The sequence below is a fragment of the Ruegeria sp. CF1 genome (genome assembly GCF_056537445.1).
This window is the reverse complement of sequence record NZ_JBQFRN010000006.1, coordinates 71,817-90,738: the sequence shown is the minus strand read 5'-3', so window position 1 is coordinate 90,738 and position 18,922 is coordinate 71,817. Positions and strand designations below refer to the sequence as shown.

Annotated in this window: 22 protein-coding genes; 11 read left to right on the top strand and 11 right to left on the bottom strand. The window is 58.5% G+C overall.

Annotated features, from left to right (window positions below; all coding sequences use genetic code 11):
• Positions 1-5: 5 nt before the first annotated feature.
• Genes ACRZ96_RS12475 through ACRZ96_RS12460 form a run of 4 tightly spaced genes read right to left on the bottom strand, consistent with a single transcriptional unit; the run spans position 6 to position 2,911 of the window.
• A complete protein-coding gene (locus tag ACRZ96_RS12475; protein ID WP_170395774.1) occupies positions 6-611 on the bottom strand; it encodes a pyridoxamine 5'-phosphate oxidase family protein in 606 nt (201 codons plus the stop codon).
• Positions 598-1,338, bottom strand: a complete 741-nt coding sequence (locus tag ACRZ96_RS12470; protein WP_480571499.1) for a lysophospholipid acyltransferase family protein — start codon at positions 1,336-1,338, stop codon at positions 598-600. The genes ACRZ96_RS12475 and ACRZ96_RS12470 overlap by 14 nt, the downstream gene beginning before the upstream one ends.
• A complete protein-coding gene (locus tag ACRZ96_RS12465) occupies positions 1,338-2,237 on the bottom strand; it encodes an FtsX-like permease family protein (protein ID WP_170408348.1) in 900 nt (299 codons plus the stop codon). The genes ACRZ96_RS12470 and ACRZ96_RS12465 overlap by 1 nt, the downstream gene beginning before the upstream one ends.
• Positions 2,234-2,911 carry a cell division ATP-binding protein FtsE gene (locus ACRZ96_RS12460; RefSeq protein WP_170423929.1) on the bottom strand — a complete coding sequence of 226 codons (678 nt, stop codon included), beginning with the start codon at positions 2,909-2,911 and terminating at the stop codon, positions 2,234-2,236. Before ACRZ96_RS12460 ends, ACRZ96_RS12465 begins: the two co-directional genes overlap by 4 nt.
• Before the next feature lie 182 nt (positions 2,912-3,093).
• On the opposite strand from ACRZ96_RS12460, the gene ACRZ96_RS12455 reads away from it, so the two are divergent.
• The gene (locus ACRZ96_RS12455) at positions 3,094-3,861 is read left to right on the top strand and encodes a zinc-ribbon domain-containing protein (RefSeq protein ID WP_170597269.1); all 768 of its coding nucleotides are present in this window, start codon (positions 3,094-3,096) and stop codon (positions 3,859-3,861) included.
• Here ACRZ96_RS12455 and ACRZ96_RS12450 read toward each other — a convergent pair.
• The 4 genes from ACRZ96_RS12450 to argH all read right to left on the bottom strand — a co-directional run bounded on the left by ACRZ96_RS12450 (position 3,858) and on the right by argH (position 9,570).
• A complete protein-coding gene (locus ACRZ96_RS12450; protein WP_480707226.1) occupies positions 3,858-6,344 on the bottom strand; it encodes a TIGR02302 family protein in 2,487 nt (828 codons plus the stop codon). The genes ACRZ96_RS12455 and ACRZ96_RS12450 overlap by 4 nt on opposite strands.
• 96 nt (positions 6,345-6,440) lie before the next feature.
• Positions 6,441-7,706 carry a diaminopimelate decarboxylase gene (gene lysA, locus ACRZ96_RS12445; RefSeq protein ID WP_223117535.1) on the bottom strand — a complete coding sequence of 422 codons (1,266 nt, stop codon included), beginning with the start codon at positions 7,704-7,706 and terminating at the stop codon, positions 6,441-6,443.
• 293 nt (positions 7,707-7,999) lie between these two features.
• Positions 8,000-8,182 carry an argininosuccinate lyase gene (locus tag ACRZ96_RS12440; RefSeq protein ID WP_170395762.1) on the bottom strand — a complete coding sequence of 61 codons (183 nt, stop codon included), beginning with the start codon at positions 8,180-8,182 and terminating at the stop codon, positions 8,000-8,002.
• A complete protein-coding gene (gene argH, locus ACRZ96_RS12435) occupies positions 8,182-9,570 on the bottom strand; it encodes an argininosuccinate lyase (RefSeq protein WP_170408352.1) in 1,389 nt (462 codons plus the stop codon). Before argH ends, ACRZ96_RS12440 begins: the two co-directional genes overlap by 1 nt.
• A 21-nt stretch (positions 9,571-9,591) precedes the next feature.
• On the opposite strand from argH, the gene ACRZ96_RS12430 reads away from it, so the two are divergent.
• From ACRZ96_RS12430 to yddG, 10 genes are all read left to right on the top strand, one after another.
• Positions 9,592-10,158: a TlpA disulfide reductase family protein gene (locus ACRZ96_RS12430; protein ID WP_170395758.1), complete on the top strand. Its 567-nt coding sequence runs from the start codon at positions 9,592-9,594 to the stop codon at positions 10,156-10,158.
• Between the two features lie 93 nt (positions 10,159-10,251).
• Entirely contained in the window at positions 10,252-10,581 is a 330-nt protein-coding gene (locus ACRZ96_RS12425) for a hypothetical protein (protein WP_170395756.1), read from the top strand.
• Positions 10,582-10,640: 59 nt separating this feature from the next.
• A complete protein-coding gene (locus ACRZ96_RS12420) occupies positions 10,641-11,027 on the top strand; it encodes a hypothetical protein (RefSeq protein ID WP_170408353.1) in 387 nt (128 codons plus the stop codon).
• Positions 11,024-11,995, top strand: coding sequence for a sterol desaturase family protein (locus ACRZ96_RS12415; protein WP_480763396.1), 972 nt, complete (start codon positions 11,024-11,026; stop codon positions 11,993-11,995). The genes ACRZ96_RS12420 and ACRZ96_RS12415 overlap by 4 nt, the downstream gene beginning before the upstream one ends.
• Positions 11,996-12,085: 90 nt before the next feature.
• On the top strand, positions 12,086-12,274 hold the full coding sequence (locus ACRZ96_RS12410; RefSeq protein WP_170395750.1) for a hypothetical protein: 189 nt from the start codon (positions 12,086-12,088) through the stop codon (positions 12,272-12,274).
• Between the two features lie 110 nt (positions 12,275-12,384).
• Positions 12,385-13,218 carry an EAL domain-containing protein gene (locus tag ACRZ96_RS12405; protein WP_170395748.1) on the top strand — a complete coding sequence of 278 codons (834 nt, stop codon included), beginning with the start codon at positions 12,385-12,387 and terminating at the stop codon, positions 13,216-13,218.
• Positions 13,219-13,412: 194 nt separating this feature from the next.
• Complete coding sequence (locus ACRZ96_RS12400) at positions 13,413-14,588, top strand: acetyl-CoA C-acetyltransferase (protein WP_170395746.1); 1,176 nt, start codon at positions 13,413-13,415, stop codon at positions 14,586-14,588.
• Between the two features lie 187 nt (positions 14,589-14,775).
• A complete protein-coding gene (gene phbB, locus ACRZ96_RS12395; protein WP_170395744.1) occupies positions 14,776-15,498 on the top strand; it encodes an acetoacetyl-CoA reductase in 723 nt (240 codons plus the stop codon).
• Positions 15,499-15,801: 303 nt separating this feature from the next.
• Positions 15,802-16,749 (top strand): transcriptional regulator GcvA, encoded by a 948-nt coding sequence (locus ACRZ96_RS12390; RefSeq protein WP_170513880.1) that lies wholly within the window; start codon positions 15,802-15,804, stop codon positions 16,747-16,749.
• A complete protein-coding gene (gene yddG, locus ACRZ96_RS12385; RefSeq protein ID WP_480707106.1) occupies positions 16,746-17,612 on the top strand; it encodes an aromatic amino acid exporter YddG in 867 nt (288 codons plus the stop codon). Before ACRZ96_RS12390 ends, yddG begins: the two co-directional genes overlap by 4 nt.
• 4 nt (positions 17,613-17,616) lie before the next feature.
• On the opposite strand, the gene ACRZ96_RS12380 is transcribed toward yddG, so the two are convergent.
• The 3 genes from ACRZ96_RS12380 to ACRZ96_RS12370 all read right to left on the bottom strand — a co-directional run bounded on the left by ACRZ96_RS12380 (position 17,617) and on the right by ACRZ96_RS12370 (position 18,885).
• Positions 17,617-17,781, bottom strand: a complete 165-nt coding sequence (locus ACRZ96_RS12380) for a YdcH family protein (protein WP_170395738.1) — start codon at positions 17,779-17,781, stop codon at positions 17,617-17,619.
• A 124-nt stretch (positions 17,782-17,905) separates the two neighbouring features.
• Positions 17,906-18,673, bottom strand: coding sequence for a tRNA1(Val) (adenine(37)-N6)-methyltransferase (locus tag ACRZ96_RS12375; RefSeq protein WP_480707104.1), 768 nt, complete (start codon positions 18,671-18,673; stop codon positions 17,906-17,908).
• Complete coding sequence (locus ACRZ96_RS12370) at positions 18,670-18,885, bottom strand: putative signal transducing protein (RefSeq protein WP_008755664.1); 216 nt, start codon at positions 18,883-18,885, stop codon at positions 18,670-18,672. The genes ACRZ96_RS12375 and ACRZ96_RS12370 overlap by 4 nt, the downstream gene beginning before the upstream one ends.
• Between the last annotated feature and the right edge of the window lie 37 nt (positions 18,886-18,922).

Sequence of the window (18,922 nt, the reverse complement as noted above, 5' to 3'; positions counted from 1 at the left end):
CTTGCCTACCACATGGTTCTAGCGGCGCGGGCACCCCATTCCTGATCATATTGCGCGCCGCCTTCCTCTCCTGACGTCATTTCCGACAATATCTCGCCAGCCGTCGGCAGGCCCTCGCTTTCATCGTGGCCACTCCAGGTTCTGGCCCGGATCAGGGCGCGCGCGCATTGTGTGTAAATCTCGGATATCTCGATTACGATTACGGTTGCGGGGCGTTTTCCGTGTTTTTCGAACCGGGCGCGCAGGGCTTCATCAGCAGTCAGTTGAGCGTTCCCATTTACCCGAACCACATTGTTCGAACCGGGCACCATGAACAACAATGAGACGCGTGGATCGAGTACGATATTTCGCAGGGAATCCAAGCGGTTGTTTCCCCGCCAATCCGGCAGTGCCAGGGTGCCTTGGTCCAGTTCCAACACAACTGGCCCTTCATCTCCACGCGGGCTGCCATCGACACCTTCGGAGCCGACGGTGCTGAGGATACACAAGCGTGAGGCCATAATCCATTTGCGGTAGAGCGGTGTTAGCCGCCGCGCCACTTTGCGGATCGAGGCTGCTCCGGGCGTGCCATACAGAGCCTCAAGGGCAGTGATATCCTTAACGAATTCCATCCGGGTCAAACCCCACTTCTCGCATCAGTTCGTTGGACCGTGTCTCAATCACGTTTTCCAGCCGTTCCAGAAAGGCATTCCGCGCAACGCCGGGTTCGATTGGATTAAGGAAATCGACAATCGCCGTGCCGGGCTTGCGCATGACACCGGTTCTGGGCCAGAAGACGCCCGCATTTGTGGCAACGGGTACGCACGGGAACCCGAGCCCTTCATACAGAACCGCCGTTCCAACCTTATAGGGCTTGTGCACCCCAGGCGCGACGCGCGTACCTTGCGGGTAGATCACCAACTGACCGGGTTCGCTGAACTCGCGGGCGACATCCTTGACCATCTTCGCAACCGCCGCCCCGCGTTTGCCGCGATTGACCGGGATACATCCCAGACGGCGCGCATACATTCCGATGACCGGCGTCCACAGAAGCTCTCGCTTCATGATGAATTTGCCGTGTGGGATGGCGTCGAAGATTATGATGATGTCCAGAAACGACTGGTGCTTGGCGCCGATCACAACCTCGCCATGTGGGACTTCCCCGCGCACTTCGCAGCGAATACCAACCATCCAGCGGGCCAACCACTTGGTTGTGCGCGCATAGGTTTTGCATGCTCGCAATGCGCCACGCTTGGCGAACAGCGCATAGGGGGCAAAGACAAGCCCCAGCACCAGCATCCAGGCATAGATGGTGATCATAAAGATCAGCGACCGGACCCATTGAATAGCCATGAACATCACGAAAGCTCCTTCAACTTGCGCTGCGCGGCTGACCATGTGGCCAGAAACGCAACGGCCGCGCCCAATACCGGGATCAGCACGGGCAGGATCCAACCGATACCCTGAAACCCAAGGCCAGTGAGAAAACCACCCGCATCCGAGGCTTCAGGGAGCAACAATACACCCGTCATACCCAGCAAGGTGCCAACCGCTGCCCCAAACAGCGCCCGGAACGTAAAGCGGCGCACGAACGCTCCGGCGATGAACCGGTCCCGCGCGCCGACCTGACGCAGAACCTCGATTATCTGCGCGTTGGCGGCAAGCGAGGCGTTGGCGGCAAGCGTGATCATAGCGGCAGTGGCGCCACCGATCAGCAGGATCGAAATCCAGCCCAGACGCCGCAGCGAATTGGCCGCATCAACCAATGGCTCGCGCCAGCGAGTGTGATCATCCAGCACTGCGCCCGGCACCTCCGCCCCTAGCCGCAGCCGCAGGCCAGCCGCATCAAGACCCGGCTCACCTTCGATAATCTCTATCAGCTGCGGGATTGGTAAAGTGTCCAGAGGCAAGTCCGGTCCGAACCAGGGTGACAGCAGTGTGGCCTGCTCTTCGCTCGTCAACGCGCGAGCCGAAGCCACACCCGGCGTTTGCTGGAGGACATTCAAAGCAGCCTCGGTTTGCGCCGCACGTTGATCTGCAGGGGCATTGATCCGCAAGGTCGCTGCCCCCGCCAACTCTGAAGCCCAACGATCCGCCACACGGCCCGAGGCTAACGAAAGAGCCAGCGCAAAAACCGCCAGAAAGGCCATTGCACCAGACACGAACAGGGTCAATTGCGCGGTAAAGCCCGTGGGTGGCACCACCCGGTCGGCGCGGCTGTCACGGCGCAGCAAATTGCGGATCGTGCCCTTGCTCATAGATCCGCCCCCGCAAGCTGCACCCGGCGCTGCGCGATACGCAGAACGCGAGCCTGAACTTGGCTTTTGGCGGCGCGGATCAGGCTTAGGTCATGGGTGGCGATCAGCACGGTTTTTCCCATCCTGTTCAATTCGACCAACAGGCGCAGAAGTCGTTGCGACATCTCCCAGTCCACATTGCCGGTGGGTTCATCCGCAAGCACCACATCGGGCGATAGGATGACTGCGCGGGCCAATGCGGCACGCTGGCGTTCGCCCCCCGATAGTTCAGGCGGGTGCGCCTCAAGCCTGCTGCCAAGCCCGACCCAGCCCAGCAGTTCGGTCAGATCGTCCTGCTGCCCATTTTCAGAGCGCCCCGAGACCATCAGCGGCAACGCGACATTCTCGGCCAGCGTCATGTGATCCAAAAATCGGCAATCCTGATGCACCACGCCAATTCGGCGGCGCAGCAGCGCCATCTGATCACGGTCCATGCGGGCGATATCCTCGCCAAAGGCCATCAACCTGCCCGAGGTTGGCAACAACGCGCCATAACAGAGTTTCAGCAATGTGGTCTTGCCCGCACCCGAAGGCCCGGTCAGAAAGTGGAACGATCCGGGCTGTAATTGCAGCGAAACATCGCTTAGCAACTCACCACCGCCGTAGGTATAGCTGATATTCTCCAGCTCGATCACGCCTGCCCCCTTTATTCTGCTCACCTCTTGCCCGAGCGCAGCGGTGGATTCAATGCCTTGGGCGGGGCCAATTGGCGACACTTGGCCCGCGAAACCGAAAACACGCTTTGCTGTTGGGTCTTAACGGAATATCATCCCTGAAAAAACTATTATCAGGCCAGCCTTGAAGGCCAGGAGGCAGAATGCGTTTAACGTGTCCGAATTGCAGCGCCCAGTACGAAGTCCCGGACGAAGTGATCCCCGAGGACGGGCGCGAAGTTCAATGCTCGGCTTGCGAAGAGACCTGGTTTCAGGAAAAGTATCCAGTCGCCAGCAAAGCAGAGCCGGAAGCGAAATCTGCGACTGCAATCCAGGCAGCCTTTGCCGAACCGGAAGATGTTAAGTCAGAGGATGCGCCAGAACCCGATACGGCCAAGGCCGAGCCAGAAAAGGTTAAGGCAGAAGACACACCAGAACCCGATGCGCCCGAGGAATTGAGTGTTGGAAACGTAGACCCGGCGGTATCCAGCATCCTCAAGGAAGAGGCTGCACGCGAGGCAGAGCTGCGCGAGCGTGAAGGCAGCAATCTGGAAAGCCAACCTGATCTGGCATTGGATCCGCCTGAAGAGCCCAAGGTCAAACCGAAACGGCCCTCGGCCACTGAAACCGCCGCTGACGCAGGTCAGAAAGATGAGCTGCCGGATGTTGAGGCGATCAACTCGGGTCTGCGCAGCGACTTGACATCGGACGAAGCTGAAGCCGTTGCTCCGGCCCGCAAATCCGGTGGGTTTCTGCGTGGCTTTGCCTTGATCATTATCATCGGCGTCATTCTGTTTCTGATATATGGCAATGCCAATCAGATCAGCGAGGCGGTTCCTCAGGCTGATCCGATGCTGAAATCATATGTCTCACTGGTCGATCAAGCGCGCCTTTGGCTTGAGACACAGACCGGGGGCGCAGGGCAGAACTAGAACCTTTCGAGCAATCGCTTGAGGTATTCCAACTCGATCTGAGGCCGATCCTGTTCACCGGTCCTACGGCGGATTTCATCCAGCAACTCGCGCGCACGACGATATACATCTTCGCCTTGCAGCAAGTTGTCGTCGGTCGAGATTGATCCCGCGGAACCTGGCGTACGACCCAATGGATCGCGGTTATTGGCCTGCATGTCGCCGGCCTCGGTCCCTTGACCCGGCTGGTTCTGCTGGTTCTGCGCCAGGGCTTCGCCCAGTGAACGCATGCCTTCGCGCAAGGCTTCCATCGCCTCGGATTGACGGTCAATCGCCTCGGCCAGATCATCGCTGCGCAAGGCGTCTTCGGCGTCGTCCATGGCCCGGCCCGCACGGCCCAATGCTTCGCGCGCAGCGTCGCCTTCAGGTGTACCACCGCCGGGCAGACCTTGTTGTTGCCGTCTCAACTCATCCCTCAGCGCCTGCTGCCGATCCGCCAGTGACCCCTGACCTTGCTGGCCTTCACCAGCCTCATCCTGACCCTGGCCCTGGCCGCCCTGGCCTTCATGGCTCTGGCCGCGTCCCAGACCACCGTTGCGACCCTCATTGCCCTGACTTTCGCCCGCTTGCGCACCGGGGTTGAACTGTTCCTGCAGGTCGCGGAATGCCTGATCGCTGAGGCCCTGTTGTTCGCGCAGGGTTTCTGCCAGCCCTTCCATGGCCTGCTGTCCTTCGGACTGGCCACCTTGGCCCTGCCCTTGTGTGACGCGCATGTTTTCCATCATTTGCTGGAACTCTTCTAATGCCTGCTGCGCCTCGGCCATGCGGCCTTGTTCCATGAGCTCCTGAATGCGGTCCATCATTCGCTGCAGGTCATCCTGCGTCATCTGCAGGGTTTCGCCGTTCTGGCCCTGCTGTCCTTGCTGCGTCTCACCGTTTTCCTGCGCCAGACGCTGGAGTTGCCGCATGTAATCCTGTGTCGCTTCGCGCAGCTCCTGCATCAGTTCGGCAATCTCTTCGTCGCTGGCACCGTTCTGCATCGCTTCGGTCAGACGCTCCTGCGCACGGCGCATCCGTTCCAGTGCGTCGGCCAGCGTGCCATCCTCGATCAGAACCGCCAGATCCCACAGCGCTTGCGCAATTTCTTCCTGCTGTTTGACGTTCAGTGCGCCGTATTTGTCGAAGGTCTCCAGCCGCCGCAGGATCACACGCAGACGCAGATACGCTGTATCTGAGCGGAACAGGTCCTCGGGTAGGTGCGAAACCGCGCGCAGCAATTGCGATACACGCAGCGCATTTTCGCGCGACCAGAGCAGATCGCGCCGCTGTTCGATCACCGCAGCAGCCAATGGGTCAAAGAACCTACGGGCCGGCAGTTCTGTCAGATAAGGTTCTGCCACCGTCTCTTGATCCGCCGCATCGATGGCCATGAGGGTTATTTTCACCGGCAAATGTGCCCAAGGGTGCTGCGAGAAATCCTCGATCAAGTCTTCGGTGAAATCGGTCCGATCGCCTGTAATCGGCATTGGCAACTCGACCGTAATGATCTCGCGCGGTTCTGGCTCGGTCGCAAGACCGAATTGACGGTTGACCGCTAGCAGGTCCAATTCGATCCGGGCTGTGCCGGAGACGATTCCATAGTCATCCGCAGCAGCGAAGGGCAGCTTCATCTGTCCGCCAGCCTCTGATTGCGCCACTCCTGCCGTCGCGATCCTGGGCGCAGTGTCCGGAAGGATCTCAAGCGCCCAATCGCGCCCTGCCGGGCCATCAATCCGCATTTGGCCCGAGCGTTCCGCAACAAATTCCTGTTCCGGGTCCGTCGCGGCTTCGGTGCCCAGAGGTGTCGAAGATTCTGTCAGGCTGTGCGCGCCGATCTCGCCGTAGAACCGAAGTGTGATGCGGCTGCCTTTAGGCACCGTCAACGTCGGATCGGTCTGATCGGCAAGGTAGAGCGTTGGCAGCCCGGTGTAGCGCGGCGGTTCAATCCAACCCTCCCAAGTCGGGCCCTGCCCCGCCTGAGCGGTCCCCGGCGTCATGTCAGCGACCGAGCCTATCCGCCAGAACGAGCCGAACAGAGCCGCAACGACGAGTGCCAATAAGGCAGCATAGCGAAGCGCATAGGGATCGCGAGACGCCAGCCGCAAGTCGGGTTTCACCGGATCGGCCTTTGATGCACGATCTGCCATGCGCGTCTGGTGCGCATGCCACAGTGCCACCGAATCCGCATCCATCGCACCGATTGCCTGATCGTCCATCAGTGCTTGTATCGGGCGTCCGGGCAGGGTTTCATCCAGCCGAACCAGCGCCTCGGCCCGGGTTGGCAGGTGGAACCGTCTGATTCCCAAAACCGCTGTCGCAATTAAAGCAATCAATCCGATCGCTGCAGAAATCCAAACGGCTTCAATGCGCACAAGATCGTGCAGACCCAGCATCAGGGCGGCCAGCAGCGCCATAAGAATAGAAAAGAACGGCCAGAAGGCGCGCATCACCTGCTCAGCCAGCATACCCCCGTGCGTCAGCCACAGGGACAGTCTTGGAATTGGCAAGGTCTGGTTGTCGCGCAAGGCGGGCCTCCTGATCGGCCCGACGCGCCTATCGCGTCAAAGCCACTCAGGTATGGTATCGCGGTTTATGATTTCGTCAAAGCTTGGGCGTTCACGAATTACGGCAAATTGATCCCCGTTCACCAGAACCTCAGGGATCAGGGGCCGCGTATTGTATTCGCTAGACATGACTGCACCGTAGGCACCTGCACTGCGGAATGCGATAAGATCGCCCGATTTCAAAGCCGGCATGTTGCGTTGTTTTGCAAAGGTATCCCCGGATTCACAGACCGGACCAACGATATCATACGGGCGCTGTTCGACCCCTGCGGCAGGTTCTTCGACCGCCACTATATCATGATACGCCTCATACATCGCGGGGCGGATCAGGTCGTTCATTGCGCCATCGAGGATCAGGAAATCGCGGTCTTCGCCGGATTTAACATAGATGACCTTGGACACCATCAGACCCGCATTGCCAGCGATCAGTCGACCGGGCTCAATCTCGATCTCGCAGCCCAGATGGCCCAGTGTTTTCTTGACCATCGCACCATATTCAACCGGCAGCGGAGGCGCGTCGTTGGAACGGGCATAAGGAATACCCAAACCACCGCCCAGATCGAGGCGGCGGATGTTATGCCCCTCTGCGCGTAGGCGCTCTGTCAGTTCCGCAACCTTCATATAAGCCAGTTCAAACGGCTCAAGCTCGGTTAGTTGCGATCCGATATGGACATCGATCCCAATCACCTCCAGTCCCGGAAGGCTTGCGGCCAGTGCATAAACCTCGGTCGCACGCGAGATTGGGATACCGAACTTGTTCTCGGACTTGCCGGTGGCGATCTTGGCGTGGGTTTTTGCATCCACGTCCGGATTCACCCGAACAGTGATCGGCGCAACCTTGCCCAATTCCAGTGCAACCGCATTGATCACCTGCATTTCGGGCTCGGATTCGACGTTGAACTGACGAATGCCACCGGTCAGAGCGGTACGAATCTCATCCGCTGTCTTGCCGACGCCCGAAAAGACAATCTTGTCTCCGGGCACGCCCGCGGCTTTGGCGCGCAGATATTCCCCGCCCGAAACCACATCCATTCCCGCACCTGCCTGCGCCAGCGTCTTCAGGATGGCCTGATTGCTGGCCGCTTTCATCGCATAGCAGACTAGGTGATCAGTGCCCTCAAGCGCGTCATCGAACAGCTTGAAATGCCGCTGCAGCGTCGCCGTCGAATAGACATAGAACGGGGTTCCGACCGCGGCAGCGATTTCGGAGATTGGCACATCCTCGGCGAAAAGCGCGCCGTCGCGGTAGAGAAAATGATCCATACCGCGCGCTTAGACCAAAAGAGGTATGTGGATCAAATGATTCCGGTAGGGTTGTGGTCACCGTCGCGGTTCAGAATGTCTTTGACGCGCCAACCCTCGCATATCCTGAAACCGAGACCCCGGACCCGCTAGGTGCGGCGGTTGGTTCCGTTCGGGGTGCGCCTGACGGGTCGCAAGCTGCAAGTACGGCGAGGCAGAGGATCAGGCCGGCAGGTCTCATGCATTTTCTCTTTGTCATTCAGGATGTGTCAGATGCAGATGGGTGTGCGATCAGCAAATTGCAATTTTGGAGTTCAGAGCCCCAGATAAACGCCCAGCCCACCGCGTCTGAGACCAACGCCAACACCACCATAGGTGCCGCTGCTGCCTACGCCGACGCTTGCGCTCATGGTGGGCTGTATGGGTTCGCCATCGGCACCACACCCGGCCAAGGCCGCTGCGACCGCAATCAATAGCACCACCCGTCGTATCTGCATTACACCAGCGCCTTCCATCGCTTGATCTGGGCCCGCACCTGATCCGGTGCGGTGCCGCCATAGGATTGGCGAGAGTTTACCGAATTTTCGACGGTAAGAACAGAATAGACGTCGTCGGTGATGTCCGCGTGGACCGATTGCATGTCCTCCAGCGTCAGATCCGGTAGGTCGCAGCCCTTGCTTTCAGCCATGGCCACCAGCGATCCAGTGACATGGTGCGCGTCGCGGAAGGGCAGGCCCAGCACGCGGACCAACCAGTCGGCCAGGTCGGTCGCAGTTGAAAAGCCAGACCCGGCAGCGGCAGCCAGGCTTTCGCGATTGGCGGTCATGTCCTTGACCATGCCTTCCATCGCGGCAAGTGCCAGCATCCAGTTATCTGCCGCATCAAATACCTGTTCTTTGTCTTCCTGCATGTCCTTGGAATAGGTCAGCGGCAGCCCCTTCATCACCATCATCAGGCCAGTATTCGCACCAAATATGCGGCCAACCTTGGCACGGATGAGCTCAGCTGCATCGGGGTTCTTCTTTTGCGGCATGATTGATGAACCAGTCGAGAAGCGATCAGACAGTGATACAAACCGGAATTGGGCCGAGGACCAGATTACCAATTCCTCGGCAAAGCGCGACAAGTGCATGGCGCAAATCGAGGCGGTCGACAGGAACTCCAACGCGAAGTCGCGGTCGCTGACAGCGTCCAATGAGTTGGCTGCGGGGCGGTCGAAGCCCAGCGCCTCAGCTGTCATCTGGCGGTCGATTGGGAAAGAGGTCCCGGCCAACGCGGCTGCGCCCAAGGGGGATTCGTTCATCCGGGCACGGGCGTCGCGCACGCGGGACAGATCGCGGCCAAACATCTCGACATAGGCCATCATGTGGTGACCCCAGGTTACTGGCTGCGCGGTTTGCAGGTGGGTGAAACCGGGCATGACCCAGTCTGCCCCGGCCTCGGCCTGCGCCAAAAGCGCGCGGATCAGGGCCAGAAGACCGGATTCTGCGGCATCTAGCTGGTCGCGAACCCAGAGTTTGAAATCGGTCGCCACCTGGTCGTTTCGCGACCGGCCCGTGTGCAGACGGCCTGCGGGTTCTCCGATCACCTCTTTCAGTCGCGCCTCGACATTCATGTGAATGTCTTCCAGCGCAGTCGAGAACTGAAATTCTCCGTTCTGAATTTCTGACAAAACGGTGAGCAGGCCTTCCCGAATGGCGTGCGCATCACTATCAGTAATAACGCCTGTGGCAGCCAGCATGGCGGCATGGGCGCGCGAGCCTGCGATGTCCTGGGCTGCCATCCGCTGATCGAACCCGATCGAGGCATTTATCGCCTCCATGATCGCGTCTGGACCAGCGGCAAAGCGGCCGCCCCACATCTGGTTCGAAGATTGATCGGTCATGAAAGAAAACCCGGAGTTGATATGCGCCTGTTACGTCTGATCCCCCTTTATATGGCCCTAGCGCTGGGTGCAAACGCCGCTTTGGCAACAGATGCGGCAACGCTTGGCCCATTGCGTGAGGGCAGCCTGAAGCGGCTGATCCTGCATAGTGAGCCCAAGCCGGTCAAAGTGGTCGATTTTGAACTAGAAGATGATGGCGGCACCGGATCGCTGGCCGACTACAAAGGCAAGTATGTGCTGCTGAACTTCTGGGCCACATGGTGTGCGCCGTGCCGCAAAGAAATGCCTCAGATCGCTGAACTGCAACAGGAGTTTGGCGGTGACAAATTCGAGGTTCTGACCCTGGCGACCGGTCGCAACACACCTGCCGGGATCAAGAAGTTCTTTGACGAAAACGGCATCGACAACTTGCCGCGTCATCAGGATCCGAAACAGGCGGTTGCACGCGAAATGGGAGTGATTGGCCTGCCGATCACTGTGATCATCGACCCCGATGGCAATGAGATCGCACGCCTGATCGGTGATGCAGAATGGAACTCGGACAGTGCCAAGGCGATAATTTCAGCGCTTGTCGAAGGCAATAGCTGAGGTCCCGCGCGCTCTTGCAGAAAATCTGTGTTAGAATGAGACCGGCCCCAACGGGCCGGTTTTCGTTTGCGACCGGAAGAAAGGGAGACTCCGATGAAACCGGTAGTTCTGTTGATTGGGCGGTTGCCGAATGTAATCGGCAACGTGGCACAACAACTGGATCACCTGCCGATTCAGTGGCTCGGCGCGCATGATCAGGATGAGGTGCGGCGGCAGCTGGACGCGGAACCGCGCATCGCCTGTGCGATCATGGGCGCGGGCCTTGATGACAAGATACGCGGAGAAATGGTTGGCATCATCGCCGCGCGAAGGCCCGATATCTGCATCCATCTCAAAGATCGGGCCTCTGGCCCTGACGGGTTAATGCCGTTTGTCGCGCGCATCGTCCAGCATGAGATTCTGGAAAGCCTGGAAAGCGGCTGACGCCACGCCACCTTTGACAGACAAATCGCCCGCTTGCAGGTTATCTGCAGGAGGACGGAATGCCGCTGGAAATACTATTGATCCTCGTCGTCGGCGGCATTGCCGGGGTCGCCTTGCTGCTGCATCTGACGGGCAAGTCACGCTTGCAAGTGCTGACGCCCGAGACAGCGCACGAACAGTGGCTGCGTCACTTTCCAGATGATTCCATCATTGACGTAACCGTTGCCCATGATGGTCACGCCGCCCTTATCCGAACCGAAACCGGAGCCGGTCTGCTGTGGTCCTTTGGTGCCGATACCGTGGCCCGCCATTTGCGAGATTTCGATTGGCTGGATCATCCCGAAGGCTTTGAAGTCCTGTTCCACGATTTCAGCACTCCTCGGGTCATCGTCCACCTTGATGAGACCGAACGCCAGCACTGGCAAAATCTGATGGATCCCGCATGACCGATCAAGTGAGTTTTCCCGACGCGGTGCAATGGGCCGTGCCCTTCTTCATCGCGGCCATTCTGGCCGAATTCCTTTGGATCGCGATCAAAGGCCGGGGCGGTAGGTACGAAACCCGCGATGCCTTGACCTCGCTAATCATGGGGGCAGGCAATATCGCCTCGGGCTTTTTGCTGGGCTTCATCGCATATGCGTTTTTCATGTGGCTGTGGCAGATCACACCGCTCAACCTAGGGGCCTCGATCCCGGTCATCATCTTGTGCTTTGTACTGGACGATCTGCGGTATTACTGGGTGCACCGCTTTGGGCACCGCATTCGCTGGGTTTGGGCCAGTCATGTGAACCACCACAGCTCACAGCATTACAACCTGACAACGGCGCTGCGGCAGACCTGGACCTATACATTCACCTTTATGATGGTGGTACGTGCGCCGCTAATCTTACTAGGCTTTCACCCGGCGATGGTGCTGTTCGTCGGAGGTCTGAACCTGATCTACCAATTCTGGATCCATACCGAAGCGATCGGCAAAATGCCGCGCTGGTTCGAAGCCGTTATGAATACGCCCAGTCACCACCGCGCCCATCATGGGCGAAATGCGCGATATCTTGATTGCAACTATGCGGGTGTCTTCATCATCTGGGACAAGATGTTCGGCACATTTGTCCCCGAGCAAGAAGATGACAAGGTCGACTATGGGCTTGTCCACAATATCGGCACGTTCAATCCGCTGCGCGTGGCGTTTCATGAATGGGTTGGAATCTGGCGGGACGCCACCCAACCGGGCCTGTCCTTGCGCCAACGTCTGGCTTATTGTTTTGCCCCTCCGGGCTATAGCCACGATGGAAGCCGCGACAATTCCCAACAGATCAAGGCCAAGCACCTTGTCCGCCATCCGCAAGATCACGGCACACCGGGATTCGAGCAGTTCGGCACCAAATCACCTGCTTCCACAGCCAAGCGGGCCTAGGTCTCAAAAAGACCTTTTCTTTGCTTGAAATTTGGCACAAGCGCTCCATATCCCCTGAGATGTTTTAAGAGTGCATTTCCGGAGGTCCGCATGTCAAAGCTGATGAGAATTTCTACGATCACAGGTTTGCTGGGCCTCGTCATCACAATGACCGCCGCACTCAACGGAGCAATGCCCGCGCTATTGGGGTTGGGATTTGTCATGGCCGCGCTGGGACTTTTAGGAGCGCTTATCGGTGCGGCTGCTTCGCTGCGTCATGCTTGGCAATCAACACACTGATCTTACGCCCCGCCACCTGCGATAAAATTTTGAGCGTTAACCCCGGTTTTACCTGTCTTCCCTGAAACTGGCCCCGGCCAAAATCATCGGGATCAGGGGAACGGTACGTCATGGGAAACAGGAAACGCGCAGACCTGCCCGAGGGATCGGACGACCCTTTGAGCGCCGCCGTCACTTCACGGGATCGATCGGTGGTACAGATGGCGACCGAAGCCGTAAAGCATAGACAATGCAGGCTGGCGTTCCAGCCTGTCGTTCAAGCACATCCTCCTCAGGGAATCGCGTTCTACGAAGGGTTCATCCGTGTATTGGATGAAACCGGCCGCGTCATCCCCGCGCGCGAGTTCATGCCACAGGTTGAGAACACGCCAATTGGCCGGGACCTTGATTGCGTCGCGCTTGAAATGGGGCTGCGCACTCTGATCCGCAACCCTGGCATCCGCCTGTCGATCAACATGTCCGCGCGGTCCATCGGTTATTCCAACTGGTCGCGTGTGCTGGATAGGTTTCTGAAAAAAGACGCAAGCTTGGGCGAAAGGTTGATTCTGGAAATCTCAGAATCTTCGGCGATGCAGGTGCCCGAACTGGTGGTGGATTTCATGGATCGCCAACAAGCCCGCGGTATCGCCTTTGCGCTGGATGATTTTGGGGCCAGTAACTTTGGCTTTCGCCACTTTCGTGAATTTCTGTTCGATGCCGCCAAGATCGATGGGCAGTTCATCAGGGGCATCAGCAGCAATCCCGACAATCAATCGCTGGTGCGCGCACTGATTGCAGTTGCGCGGGAATTCGAAATCCTTGTCACCGCCGAATCGGTCGAAAGTGGCGAAGATGCTCATTTCCTGATCGCAAACGGTGTCGATTGTCTGCAGGGCTTTCTATATGGAGCGCCTTCAGTCACTCCGCCCTGGAGCCCGGAAAAAGCTGCAAAAACGGGCAGTTGATAGCAGCTGGTCGCGCGGAACACCGCCAAGGCTCACTCTGAGACAAGCTGTCCGTTGCTGCAGATGCAGCATTGCGCTATTGCAGAAGATGCTTGAGCGGGGGATCACGAGGCGCTCTTGCACCCGGAGAAGACTTCTCCTCAAACCGCGCCGTCAGATTTCCCACAGGACCATGACGGTAAAGGATTGACTTTATGACCAACGTAGTAATCGCATCCGCCGCACGTACGGGCGTCGGTAGCTTTAGCGGTTCGTTTGCGAACACCCCCGCACATGATCTGGGCGCTGCCGTCCTTGAAGCAGTTGTCGAACGTGCAGGGATCGACAAGGGCGAAGTAAGCGAAACCATCATGGGCCAGGTCCTGACTGCCGCCCAAGGTCAGAACCCAGCGCGCCAGGCGCATATAAATGCGGGCCTGCCGCAGGAAAGCGCGGCTTGGGGCATCAACCAGGTCTGCGGTTCGGGTCTGCGTGCTGTTGCTCTGGGTGCACAGCATATCCAATTGGGCGATGCCGACATCGTTGCCGCTGGTGGACAAGAAAACATGACCCTGTCGCCCCATGCCGCCGCCCTGCGCGCCGGTCATAAGATGGGTGACATGAAATACATCGACACGATGATCCGCGATGGTCTGTGGGATGCCTTCAACGGCTATCACATGGGTCAAACGGCTGAGAACGTCGCCGAGAAATGGCAGATCAGCCGCGATATGCAGGATGAATTTGCGGTCGCCTCGCAAAACAAAGCCGAAGCGGCCCAGAACGCTGGCAAGTTCGCCGATGAAATCGTGCCCTTCACCATCAAGACCCGCAAGGGCGACATCGTGATGGACAAGGACGAATACATCCGCCACGGCGCGACAATCGAAGCCATGGGCAAACTGCGCCCCGCCTTCGCCAAGGACGGTTCTGTCACGGCCGCAAACGCTTCGGGCCTGAATGACGGTGCCGCTGCCACCCTGCTGATGTCGGCTGAGAATGCCGAAAAGCGTGGGATTGAGCCCTTGGCCCGAATTGCATCCTACGCGACCGCCGGACTTGACCCGTCGATCATGGGCGTTGGCCCGATCTACGCTTCGCGCAAGGCTCTGGAGAAAGCTGGATGGTCGGTCGATGATCTGGATCTGGTCGAAGCAAACGAAGCCTTCGCAGCGCAAGCCTGCGCTGTAAACAAAGACATGGGTTGGGATCCGTCGATCGTAAACGTCAACGGTGGTGCAATTGCCATCGGACACCCAATCGGCGCGTCCGGCTGCCGGGTTCTGAACACCCTGCTGTTCGAAATGAAGCGCCGGGATGCCAAGAAAGGTCTCGCGACCCTCTGCATCGGCGGCGGCATGGGTGTCGCCCTGTGTGTGGAGCGTGACTAAGTGCGCTGAAAACTAAATACAAAAGGGCGTCCACTGGGCGCCCTTTTTTGTTACAATCGGATCATACCGCTTAGATGCGACAAAATCGCCGGACAGAAAGACAAGATCGATCACGAAACGATATTGCGCATCCTTAACTCTCAGAGTAACAGAATTACCAAGACGACTAAATTTGGAGGAGTCCTAAATGGCACGTACAGCACTCGTAACCGGCGGTTCCCGCGGCATCGGCGCAGCAATTTCCAAGGCGCTGAAGGCCGAAGGATACAATGTTGCCGCCACTTATGCAGGCAATGACGAAGCCGCCGCAAAGTTCACCGACGAAACCGGTATCAAAACCTATAAATGGAATGTTGCGGATTACGACGAATCCAAAGCGGGCATCGAAAAAGTCGAGGCCGAGGTTGGCCCGATCGACATCGTGGTCGCCAACGCCGGTATCACCCGCGACGCACCGTTCCACAAGATGACACCTGAACAGTGGCATCAGGTCATCGACACCAATCTGACTGGTGTTTTCAACACCGTGCACCCGGTATGGCCGGGTATGCGCGAGCGTAAATTTGGTCGTATCATCGTGATCAGCTCGATCAACGGTCAGAAAGGCCAGTTTGCGCAGGTCAACTATGCCGCAACCAAAGCGGGCGATCTGGGCATCGTGAAATCTCTGGCGCAGGAAGGTGCGCGGGCCGGTATCACGGCCAACGCGATCTGCCCCGGTTATATCGCGACCGAAATGGTCATGGCGGTGCCGGAAAAAGTGCGCGAATCGATCATCGGTCAAATCCCGGCTGGTCGTCTGGGTGAACCGGAAGAAATCGCGCGTTGCGTGGCCTTCCTGGCGTCAGACGATTCGCAGTTCATCAACGGCTCGACCATTTCCGCAAACGGTGCACAGTTCTTCGTCTAAACCGACGATCTGAGAATGAAAACGGGCCGGTCCATCAAGGACCGGCCCTTCTTTTATCCCGTAAGATCACGCGCGCTGCGATCAGCGGGAACCGAATAGCCAGGACCAGAATCCTACAACCGCCTTGCCGCGCTCTTCATGCGCGCGGTGAATGGCGTTCTGAATGGCTGGGTTTGTTGTCATCTCGATCATGCTGAACCCTTCTCAATCAAGTTGGTTTTGACTTGCCATCAACATGGCCTTTGATTTTAAATTGCACAAACGAGAGTTTTCGATCCTTCAGTTCAGAAAAACTTAACCGACATGACCGACCGCCTGCCTCCGCTGACTGCTTTGCGCGCCTTCGATGCCGCCGCACGACATATGTCGTTTGCCAAGGCGGCGGAGGAACTGAATGTGACACCTGCGGCTCTGTCCTTTCAAATCAAGTCGTTAGAAGAGCATCTGGGCCACCCCGTGTTTCGCCGGCTCAATCGCGCTGTCGAACTGACCGAAGCCGGGCGCACATTGGCACCCGGAACCGCAGATGGCTTTGCCGCCCTGCAAGCCGCGTGGCAGGCGACGCGGAGGCTGCAGGATGAAACCAGCCTCACGGTTACAGCAGGCCCTGCCCTGACGGCGAAATGGCTGGCACCGCGCCTTTATGAGTTTGCCCGTGCAAATCCGGGGATTGACCTGAAATTCTCGGCCACTCTGCGCAACATGGACCTTGAACGGGATGACGTGGACGTGGCGATCCGCTTTGGCTACGGGCCGGATGAGGGGCTCTATTCGGTTCCCGTCCGCAAGGAGTGGCTGACACCGGTTATGACCCCGGAGCTGGCCGAACAATTCCCCACGCCAGCGTCGTTGCGCGACGCCCCCCTGATCCATGACGATTCGATCAGTTTTCTCAAGCCGCGTTGCGACTGGCCCGCGTGGTTCCGTGCGGTTGGATTGGATTTCACTCCGACCCATGGGGCGCATTTTTCGAACGCCGATCACGCCATCGACGCTGCCGTGGCCGGGGTGGGCGTGGTTCTGGGGCGGCGCGCCATGATCCTGAAAGACCTGACCGAAGGGCGACTGGTCGCGCCGTTCAAAGTGGCACTGGAGACCGCCGGGCGATTTCGTTTCCTCTGCCTGCAAGGGGCAGAGAAGCGACCGCAGATCGCAGCGTTCCGCGACTGGTTCATTTCCGAGATTGAAAAGACCGCGCATATATCGGATGAGTTTGAAATCATCCCTGTTGAGAAGGTAGCTGGTGAATGAGCAGAATGGGCGCGACCGCGATTGGTTTTGTCGCCGTTTTGCTATGGTCTCTGCTGGCGCTGTTCACTGTGGGTTCGGCCCCGACGCCGCCTTTGTTGTTGAACGCGATCTGTTTTACCATCGGCGGTACGCTGGGTCTGATTTGGACATTCGCCAGCGGCGGGCTGGGTCAACTGCGCCGGGTCGCGTGGACGACATACCTGCTTGGATCAATTGGCCTTTTTGGCTACCACGCGCTGTACTTTTCAGCCCTTCGCATGGCCCCTGCAGCCGAGGCTGGGCTTATCGCTTATCTCTGGCCTTTGCTGATCGTTCTTCTGTCAGGCCTGCTGCCCGGAGAGCATCTGAAACCGGGCCACCTTATCGGAGCCTGCCTTGGCTTTGCTGGAGCCGCCGTCATCATCACCGGTGGAGGCAGCGCTGGCTTCCAGATTCAACACTTGCCCGGTTACGGGCTGGCTTTGCTCTGCGCGCTGACATGGTCCAGCTATTCAGTACTGTCGCGTCGGCTGGGCGATGTGCCCACAAGCTCGGTCGCGGTGTTCTGCGTCCTGACGGCCATCGCCTCATGGGGCCTGCATTTCGCGGTGGAAGAAACGATCTGGCCGCAAGGCGCATTCGGCTGGGCCTCGACCCTTGCGCTCGGCCTCGGGCCTGTGGGGCTGGCATTCTATGTCTGGGATATCGGGGTCAAGCGCGGAGACATTCAAATCCTGGGCACCGCCTCATACGCGGCACCTTTGTTATCGACACTTGTACTGGTTCTGGCCGGGATCGCCGCCCCGTCCTGGGGCTTGGCGATCGCGGCCTTGTTTGTCACCGGTGGCGCTGCCATCGCGGCCCGCGCCAGCCTGAAGGCCTAGAACCTTAGGTCGACAGGCGCTCGATCTCTTCTTTTAGCTTCAGCTTCTGTTTTTTAAGCTGTGCGATATGGAGATCGTCAATACCAGGTGAGCGTTGCGCTTCTTCCACTTCAAGACCGAGAATTTCGTGTTTTTTCTTCAACTCCGTCAGATGTGCGCTCACGCTCATGGCGGTCCTCCTTCTCTGGTTTGTAAGTGTCACGTAGGAAGTTGATCACATCATTTCCAGCCTGTCACGCTGCAGACGCACGAAATCTATAATAAATCCGACAAATTCGGCTGGTCATTGCCGATCAGGCAAAGTGCCCGGTCAAATCCGCCCCATCGCGCAACACCGCCGAGACCTTGGGGGTATAGCTTTCACCGTCTTCTAAGTGCCGGTCACCGAGGTGCAGAATCAGCGGTGCATGTAGCCGAAAAGCGGCGCGCCCGCCCTTTCTGGCGCGCAATATCACCAGCTCAGCCGCGCGATCCGCACGGGGAGCCAGAGGCAGCACCTGAACCGAGCCCAAGCGGCCCGCGCACCCCGCAAGCATATCGGGCAGCCGGTCTGCCCTCTGGATCATGTGAAGATAACCGCGCGGCGCCAGACGTCGGGCGGCGACATTGATCCAGTCCTCAAGCGGCGTGTCTTCACCCAGTGCGATCTGCCGTCCCGCATCGGTGGCAGGGCTGTGCGCGCCTGCCCGGTAGTAGGGCGGATTGGCGATCACATGATCGAACTGTTCTTGTCGCAGATCATTCGGTAGTGCGTTCAAATCCGCCTCAACCACGGTGATCGCTGCGTTTTGTTCCGAATTGCGGCGGGCCAGATCTGCATAGCCAGCCTGCAGTTCAACCCCAGTTGCCTTCAGGTGCGGCACTCGCGCCATTAGGCACTGAATAGCAGCCCCTGCCCCGCAGCCCAATTCCAGCACCGACTGGCCAGCTTGTGCCGGGACCGATGCCGCCAGTAAGACCGGATCGACCCCTGCACGATATCCTGAGCGCGGCTGCCACAGACGCACACGCCCGCCCAGAAAATCATTGCAGGTCAGATCACTGTCGGAAAAGCTGCTCATCGCCCCAGCGGGATCTCGTTATCGCGCATGACCCGTTCGGCGCGGGTCAGATCATCTGCCCGCACCATTAGGCGACGGGGAAAGATTCCGATGCCGCCTTCTAGGATGCTCATATTTACGTCCATCTGAAAGCAGTCTATATCCTCGCCCTCAAGGAGAGCCGTTGCAAAGGCTAGGATTGTCGGATCGGTGCTGCGCAATAGTTCTTTCATGGGGATGGATGTAAGGGCAAGGTGACAGGGATGTCGA